Here is a 7,916-nt window from a genome sequence, read left to right as displayed (position 1 = left end):
CCCGGGGGACGACCCCCCTCCAACAGGGGCGCGCGCGTTCCCGGGCACGAGGCCGCTCCGTCGGGCACCCTCGCCGGGTGCCGCCCGCTCTCGCCCCTCCGTCGCGCTCCCTCGATCCCGCCGCGTCCCCGTCCCCGCCGGCGCGTACCGCACCCGCGGGCGAGGCCTGGCTCCGCGTCACGGTGCACCCCGCGACGGACGTCCTGCTCCCTGCGGGGGCGCGCCTGGGCGACGTGCGCGCCGGTCTCGCCGACCTCGTGTGCCGACCCGAGCTGCGCACCGCCGCCCTGCTCGTGGACGGCGTCCCCGTCGACGACGACCAGCGCTGCGGGACCCGGCCCCTGCTCCCCGGGGCGACGGTCGCGCTCGCGCCGCGCGGTCGTGCCGGGGCCACCCCAGCAGGGGCGGCGCGCCCGGACGCCGTGCTGGCCGCGCCGTGGCACGTCGCGGTGCTCGGCGGCGCCGACGCCGGTCGCCTGGTGCCCGTGGGCCGCCACGAGGCGCGTCGCGGCCTGGCCCGGGTCGACGACCTGCGCGTCCGCTGGCGCAGCACGCGCCGGGGCGCACGGGTCCGCGTCCGCGCACCGCGCGGTACCCGACGCGTCCCCGACGACGCGGCCGTCCTCCTCGCGCGACCGGCCCGGGCCGGTCGCCGGGTCCCGTCGTGGCGCGGGGTCCGCTGGCGCGAGGGCGACGCGCTCGTGACGCGTCGCGGCGCCTACGCCCTGCGCCCGCGCCCCGACCTCGTGCACGGTCCGCGCACCGGCCCCGCCGACCCCGCCGCACGGGACACGTCGCCGGGCCGACCGAGCGGGAGCCATCTCCCTGCCGCAGCCGCGCCCGCGGTCGCGTCGCTCACCCTCGCCGTGGCGTTCCGCCAGCCCCTGTACGCGCTGCTCGCGCTCGCCGGGCCGCTGGCGCTCCTCGTTCCCGCCCTCGTCGAGGCCCGCCGACGCCGCGCGGGCCGACGGCCCGGTGGCGCGCCGGGACCGGCGTCCGTCGCCCCGCCGACGTCGGACGCCGACCGCTCGCGAGCCGCGACCCCCGTCGACCCGCTGCGACCGCGGCCCGCGGACGCGCTCACCTGGGCGACGGTCGCCCGCATCGCCCCCGTCGTCCCGGCCCGCGCCCCGGCTCCGCCCGTGGTCGGCGCCGCTCCGACCACGCACTCCGCCGGGCCGGGCGACGGCACCGCGGGCTCCCCGGCGCTCCCGGTGCGGCTGCCCGACGGGTGCGTCGCCGTCGTGGGCCCGCGCCCCGCCGCGCTCGCCGCGGCACGGGCCGTGCTCGGGGAGCTCCTGACGACGGGTGCCGTGCCGACGGTCCGGCACCCGTCGCACGCCGCGGCCGACTGGGCCTGGTGCCGCTGGCTCCCGCGCGCCGGCGTCGTCGGGTCCCTGGACGACGCACGGCCGGAGCCCGGTGCGGCGTCCGTCCTCGTCGTCGACGGCGCCCCCACCGCGGGCGAGCTCTCACGAGCCTGGGAACGGCTCGCGCCTGCTGCGATCGACGTGCTCCTCGTGCTGGACGACGCGGCGCGCGTCCCGGCGTGGTGCCGGACGGTCGTGGACGTCTCCGGCCCGACCGCCGTCGTCACCGGCCCCGACGACGCGCGCACCGTGCGCGAGCACGTCGGTGCGAGCGCGGAGTGGGCCTGCGCCCTCGCCCGACGGCTCGCGGCGGCGGACCACCTCGGCCGGCTCGTCGGCACCGACCCGGACGGTCACGAGCCCGGCGACCCGACGGCGCCCTCGCTGCCGCCGGACGTCTCGCTCGGACACCTCCTCGGCCTGCCGGACGCGCCGGACGACCTCGCCGCGTGGGTCGGCGCACGCTGGCGGGACGCGACGCGACGCGACGGCTCCGGGCTGTGCACGGTGCTCGGGGTGGGGCCCGGGGGCGCACCGGCGACGGTGGACCTCGTCCGCGACGGCCCGCACGTGCTCGTCGCCGGGACGACGGGCGCCGGCAAGTCGGAGCTCCTGCAGACCCTCGTCGCGGGGCTCTCGCTCGGCCGTTCCCCGGAGGAGCTGTCGTTCGCGCTCGTCGACTTCAAGGGCGGCGCGAGCTTCGGGGCGTGCGGCCGGCTGCCCCACGTCGTGGGCACGGTCACCGACCTGGACCCGGGGCTCGCCGGGCGCGCGCTCGCCGGGCTGCGGGCGGAGCTGCACCGGCGCGAGCGCGTGCTCGCGGCCGCGGGGGCGACGAGCGTCGACGAGCTGCCCCGGGGCCGGCTGCCGCGGCTCGTCGTCGTGGTGGACGAGTTCCGCGCGCTCGCCGACGACCTGCCCGACCTGCTGCCCGGCCTGCTGCGGGTCGCGGCCCAGGGTCGCTCGCTCGGCGTGCACCTGGTGCTCGCGACGCAGCGGCCCGCCGGGGCGGTGAGCGCGGACGTGCGGACCAACATCACCCTGCGCCTCGCCCTGCGGGTGGTCGACGTCGCGGACTCGCGCGACGTCGTCGAGTCGCCGCTCGCGGCGCTCGTCCCGGCCTCGGTGCCGGGGCGGCTCGTCCTGCGCCGGGGCGCCGAACCGCCGCTCGCGGTGCAGTGCGCCCGCGCCGGGGCGCCGTCGCCCGTCCCGGCGTCGGGTGCCCGCGCTGCTCCCCCGTGGGCCGTCGCACGCAGGCTCCCCCGTCGCACCTCCCGGGCCGACGACGACGCTCCCGACGCAGGAGCGCCCCGAGCCCGGGACGACCGGCTTCCCCGGATCGTCACCGCGGCCCGCGACGTCGCGGAGCGCGCCGGCCTGCGCCCGGCGCCGCCGCCGTGGCTGCCCGCCCTGCCGGACCGGGTCGCGCAGGACGACCTCGCCGACGTCGCGCGCACGGCCACGGCGGCGGCTCACGACGCAGCCCTCGGGCCGGGCGGGCTCCCCGACGACCCGGCGCACCGGGGCGACGGACGGGCCGACCTCGTGGACGGTGCGGCGCGCACCGAGACCACGACGCTCCCCGTCGCGCTCGGCGACGCGCCGGACCTCCAGCGCCGGACGGTCGTCCGGTGGGACCCGCGCGACGGGCACCTCGCGGTGCTGGGCCGCGCGCGCTCAGGTCGGACGACGGCCCTGCGCACCGTGGGGTGGGCGGCCCTCGAGCGCGGCTGGACGGTCCACGCCGTCGGCGAGGGGCTCGCCGACCTCGCGTCCCACCCCGGGACCGGGACGGTCGTCGACCGCCGCGACCCGCGCCGCCTCGCCCGCCTCCTGCGGCTGCTCGCGGGTCACGACGACGGGCAGGAGCGCCCCGCGGGGATCGACGGCGCCGACAGGACGCTCCTGCTCGTGGACGACGCCGACGCCGTCCGGTCGGTGCTCGCGGGGACGGCGGGCGGGGCCGGCGCGGACGCGCTCGCGGACGTGCTCGCCGGCCCCACCGCCGTCGCCGTCGGGTGCGGCGGCCCGACGGTCGCGGGGTTGTCGTCGCTGGTCGCGGTGCGTGCGGCGATGGTGTCGCGCGACCGGCACGACGACGTCGCGCTGGGCGTGCCGTCGCCGTTCGCGGGGCGGGGAGGTCCGGCGGGGCGTGCGGTGTGGCTCGGGCCCGGCGAGCCGCTCCTGTGCCAGGTCGCCCTGCCCCCGCAGCCACCACCGGGGCCGACGCCGGGGCCGATGCCGGGGAGCACTGCGTCCCCGGCCGGCCGCACCGGGACGGGTCCTGGGGGCGGAGAGGGGCGGCCGGGCGCGTTCCGGCTCCTGCCGGTGCCCGAGCGGGTCGTGACCGCCGAGCTCGCGTCACCCGCCCCACGCCCCGCAGCGTCCGGACCACGCCCGGCCGGGGCCGTGGCGCTCCGGGTCCCGGTAGGCCGGGGCGGCGACACCGCCGGCGCCGTCACGCTGGACGTGTCGCGGGGAGCGCTCGTCGTCGGGCCGCCCGGCTCGGGGCGCACGAGCGCGCTCGCCCTCCTCGCGCGGCACCTGGCGCGCGAGGGCGTCCTCCGGGCGGTCGTCGCGCGCGACGACACGCTCGCGGCCGAGGCCGGCACCAGCGCGACCGTCGTGCGGCGCTACGCGCCTGCCGACGTGGGTGCGCTCCTCGACGCCGTCACCGCCGGCACGCGCGAGAGCACCGGCAGGACCCCGTGGGAGCGCACGGGCGAGAGGCCGGGACCGCCCGGGGTGGTCGTGGTCGACGACCTGGACGTCCTCGCCCAGCTCTGCGTGGTCGAGGGCGAGCGGCTCGCGGCGGCGTGCCGGGACGGCCTCGTGCTCGTCGCGTCCGCGACGACCGGCGGGGCGGCGTCGGCGCTGCGCGGTCCGCTCGCGGACCTGCGCGGCGTGCGCGCCGGCATCGTGCTGGCGCCGGCCGAGCGCGGCAGCGCCGAGGTGTTCGGCCGCGGCCTGGAGTGGCTCGCCGAGCCGGGGCGGCCGCGGCCCGGGCGCGGGGTGCTCGTCCAGGGCGCCCGGCTCGCCCCGGTGCAGCTCGCGCTGCCCCCGGCGGGCGCTCGACGCTCAGGGGCCTCCGGGGACGAGCCGTCGGAGCCTCGGTCGTGACGCGCCGGGACGGGTCAGGCGGCGGCCCGGGAGTCGCGGGTCGTCGCCTCGACGACCGGACGCAGCATGAGCAGGACCAGGACCACGACCGCGAGCACGAGCGCCGCGACGACCCACGGCGTCACGCCGACCTGGAGCGAGCTGATCGCGACGACGCCCTGCAGGATCTGCCACGTCGCGACGGGCGACCGCGCCCAGCGCTGCCCCCGCAGCAGGCCGCGCATGCTCGCGGCGAGGACCGCGGCGACGCCCAGCGCGAAGACGACGAGGAACACGCTCACCCCGAACGACTGCGACCCGCCGCGCGCGAGCTCCACGAGGAGGAGGACGGCGCCGACGACGAGGACCGCGACCTCGATCCCGACCCCGACGAGGAGCGCGGTCAGCGCCGGGGGCCGCATCCCGCCGTCGGGCGCCGGGTCGGGCGTCGTCGGGGGCTGCTCGGGCGGGTGTCCGGAGGGCTTGCGGGGAGGCACGATCACCCAGCGTACGCGCCGACCTGCGGCTTCACACCCGTGTGACGAAGACCTCACGATTCATGCGACGGAAACTTTCTCGTAACCCCTTGTGCTGCGCTTCACGAGGTGTGAACCTGGTTCAAGCATCAATCACCCCCGCCTCGAGCCCTGGTCCAGGCAGCCCCCTGCCGGGCATCACCGCGACGAGTCATCACCTCGCGACCAGGCTCCCCTCTGCCAAGGAGACGACGACCATGGACTGGCGCCACCGCGCAGCCTGCCTCGACGAAGACCCCGAGCTCTTCTTCCCGATCGGCAACACGGGCCCCGCGCTCCTCCAGATCGAGGAGGCGAAGGCCGTGTGCCGCCGCTGCGACGTCGTCGACACGTGCCTCAAGTGGGCCATCGAGTCCGGGCAGGACGCCGGGGTCTGGGGCGGCCTCTCCGAGGACGAGCGCCGCGCCCTCAAGCGTCGCACCGCCCGCGCGCGCCGCGCCGGCTGACACGCTCCACCGCGCTCCGCCCGCCACGGGCGTCGAGCAGCAGGTCGACGACGGGCCGTCACCCTCCGGGGTGACGGCCCGTCGTCGTACCGGGCGGTCGCGCCACGCGGCGCCACCGGGCCGTCCCGCCGGCCGGCCCACCAGGCGGTCGCGCCAGGCGGTCCCGCCGGGACGCGCGCGCTCAGGCCTGGCGGTTGCCGTCGCGCAGGACGAGGGCGAGCACGACCTGCGTGCCCCCGCCGGGACGCGGCGACCACTCGATGGTGCCGCCGAGCTCGTTCGTCACGAGCGTGCGCACGATCTGCGTGCCCAGCCCGCTCTTCGCGGCCTTGCCCGCCCGGGCGACGTCGCCGTCGGGCATGCCGACGCCGTCGTCCGCGACCACGATGCGCAGGGCCGAGCCCTCGCGCTCGACCGCGACCTCGACGGTCCCGGTGTCCTGCTTCGCGAGCCCGTGCTCGACGGCGTTGGTGACGAGCTCGGTGAGGATGAGCGCGAGCGGCGTCGCGTCCTCCGCGGGCACGAGGCCGAAGCTCCCGGTCCGGACCGTGCGCACGCTCGTGTCCGCGGACGCGACGTCAGCGGCGAGGCGCAGGGCCCGGCCCACCATGTCGTCGAACTCGACCTCCTCGTCGAGCGTCTGCGACAGGCTCTCGTGCACGAGCGCGATCGTCGCGACGCGGCGCATGGCCTCCTCGAGCGCGGCACGGGCCTCGGGCACGTCCATGCGCCGGGCCTGCAGCCGCAGGAGCGCGGCGACCGTCTGGAGGTTGTTCTTCACGCGGTGGTGGATCTCGCGGATCGTCGCGTCCTTGGTGATGAGCTCGCGTTCCCGGCGGCGCAGCTCCGACACGTCGCGGCACAGCAGGACGGCGCCGATGCGCTGGCCCGACTCGGTGAGCGGCAGCGCGCGCAGCGACAGGGCGACGCGCTGCGCCTCGATCTCCGTGCGCCACGGCGCCCGGCCCATGACCACGAGCGGCAGCGACTCGTCGACGGGGGTCTGGTGCTCGATGAGGTCGGCCGTCACCTCGGCGAGCGACCGCCCGACGAGCGGGCCGATGACGCCCAGGCGGTGGAAGCAGCTCAGCGCGTTGGGGCTGGCGTAGAGGACCTCGCCCTCGGAGTTCAGCCGGATGAGGCCGTCGCCGACGCGCGGGGCACCCCGGCGCGGGCCGGTCGCGGCGTTCGGGAAGGGGAACTCGCCGCGCGAGATCATCGCGACGAGATCGTCCGCGGCCTCGACGTAGTTGAGCTCGAGGCGGCTGGGCGTGCGCCCGCTGCCGAGGTTGGTCTGCCGCGCGACGACGGCGATCGCGCGACCGTCGTGCACGACCGGGATGGCCTCCTCGCGCACGGCGTACGCGCCGAACCAGCGCGGCTCGCGCGAGCGCTGCGAGCGCACCTCGGTGAGCGCGCGCTCGAGCTGCGGTCGCTGACCCTCCGGCGCGAACGAGCCGACGATGTCGTCGTAGTGGACGGTCGCGCCGGTCGACGGGCGGCACTGCGAGACCGCGACGAAGTTGCCGTCGGTCGTGGGCAGCCAGAGCACGAGGTCGGCGAACGCGAGGTCGGAGATCACCTGCCAGTCGCCCACGAGCAGGTGCAACCACTCGTTGTCCGCCGGGCTGAGGTCGGCGTGGCGGGAGATGAGGTCACTCATGGCAGACACGGACCCCAGCGTAGAGGGGTCGGACAGGTAGAGTCCCCTCAGCGCCCGCGCGCGCGGTCGCCCGAACCCGTCGACCGACCTGCGACCGACCCGTGGCCGACCCGCCCGGGCCGGCGGCAGGTCGACCCAGGGCCCGAGGAGGTCCCGTGCACCTGAGCGTCGAGCTCCGCTACCCCGCCGCCGTCCCCGTGGTCGGCGCGATGCTCGCCGACGAGGAGTTCGTGCGCTGGCGCGCCGCGCGCTCCGGCGGCGACGGGGCCCACGTCGAGCAGGTCGACGTCACCGGCAGCGCCGCCGAGGGCTTCACCGTGACGGTCCGCCGCACCCTGCCCACCGACCAGATCCCGGCCCACGTCCGGTCCTTCGTCGGCGGCCAGCTCGAGATCCGGCAGGCCGAGGCGTGGGAGCCGGAGCGCGACGGCGAGCGGTCGGGGACCGTGTCGCTCGAGATCACCGGCGCCCCGGTGCGGCTCACCGGCACGGTGAGCCTCGCCCCGGACGGCGAGGGAACCGTCGAGCGCTACGCGGGCGAGGTGAAGGCGTCGGTGCCGCTGTTCGGGGGCGCGATCGAGCAGGCCGCCGCGCAGGCCGTCCGCGCCGCCCTGGCGGCGGAGGAGGCCGCGGGCCGGGAGTGGCTCGGCCGCTGAGGGCGCTCGCGGACTCGCACGCGCCCGCGGAGCCGGTCTCGAACCGGTAACGATTTCCCCCGAACCCGACCGATCGGTAGGTCCTGAGAACGCCCTGACCTGCGACGATGCGTGCGTGGGAGCGCGACCACACTGCGTCACGACCT

The 7,916-nt window shown here is 78.3% G+C and carries 5 protein-coding genes; 3 read left to right on the top strand and 2 right to left on the bottom strand.

What is annotated here, in order from left to right:
• The first annotated feature begins 77 nt into the window (after positions 1-77).
• Positions 78-4,490, top strand: a complete 4,413-nt coding sequence (locus ABWU78_RS15090) for an FtsK/SpoIIIE domain-containing protein (protein WP_439158855.1) — start codon at positions 78-80, stop codon at positions 4,488-4,490.
• A gap of 14 nt (positions 4,491-4,504) precedes the next feature.
• Here the strand turns inward: ABWU78_RS15090 and ABWU78_RS15085 are convergent, their stop codons facing one another.
• On the bottom strand, positions 4,505-4,966 hold the full coding sequence (locus ABWU78_RS15085; protein WP_439158854.1) for a hypothetical protein: 462 nt from the start codon (positions 4,964-4,966) through the stop codon (positions 4,505-4,507).
• Positions 4,967-5,202: 236 nt separating this feature from the next.
• Between ABWU78_RS15085 and ABWU78_RS15080 the strand changes: the two genes are divergently transcribed.
• Positions 5,203-5,451, top strand: coding sequence for a WhiB family transcriptional regulator (locus ABWU78_RS15080; protein ID WP_021481972.1), 249 nt, complete (start codon positions 5,203-5,205; stop codon positions 5,449-5,451).
• 181 nt (positions 5,452-5,632) lie between these two features.
• Here the strand turns inward: ABWU78_RS15080 and ABWU78_RS15075 are convergent, their stop codons facing one another.
• Entirely contained in the window at positions 5,633-7,114 is a 1,482-nt protein-coding gene (locus ABWU78_RS15075) for a sensor histidine kinase (protein WP_253053699.1), read from the bottom strand.
• Between the two features lie 155 nt (positions 7,115-7,269).
• Between ABWU78_RS15075 and ABWU78_RS15070 the strand changes: the two genes are divergently transcribed.
• Positions 7,270-7,770, top strand: a complete 501-nt coding sequence (locus tag ABWU78_RS15070; RefSeq protein WP_439158853.1) for a DUF2505 domain-containing protein — start codon at positions 7,270-7,272, stop codon at positions 7,768-7,770.
• Positions 7,771-7,916 lie beyond the last annotated feature (146 nt).

The sequence above is a fragment of the Cellulosimicrobium sp. CpK407 genome (assembly GCF_051844275.1).
GTDB classification, from domain to species: Bacteria; Actinomycetota; Actinomycetes; order Actinomycetales; family Cellulomonadaceae; genus Cellulosimicrobium; species Cellulosimicrobium cellulans_G.
This window is presented reverse-complemented; position numbering and strand designations above follow the sequence as displayed.

Coding starts and splice junctions, on each gene's coding strand:
- ABWU78_RS15080 (WP_021481972.1), top strand. CDS start 5,203: ATGGACTGGCGCCACCGCGCAGCCTGCCTCGACGAAGACCCCGAGCTC.
- ABWU78_RS15075 (WP_253053699.1), bottom strand. CDS start 7,114: ATGAGTGACCTCATCTCCCGCCACGCCGACCTCAGCCCGGCGGACAAC.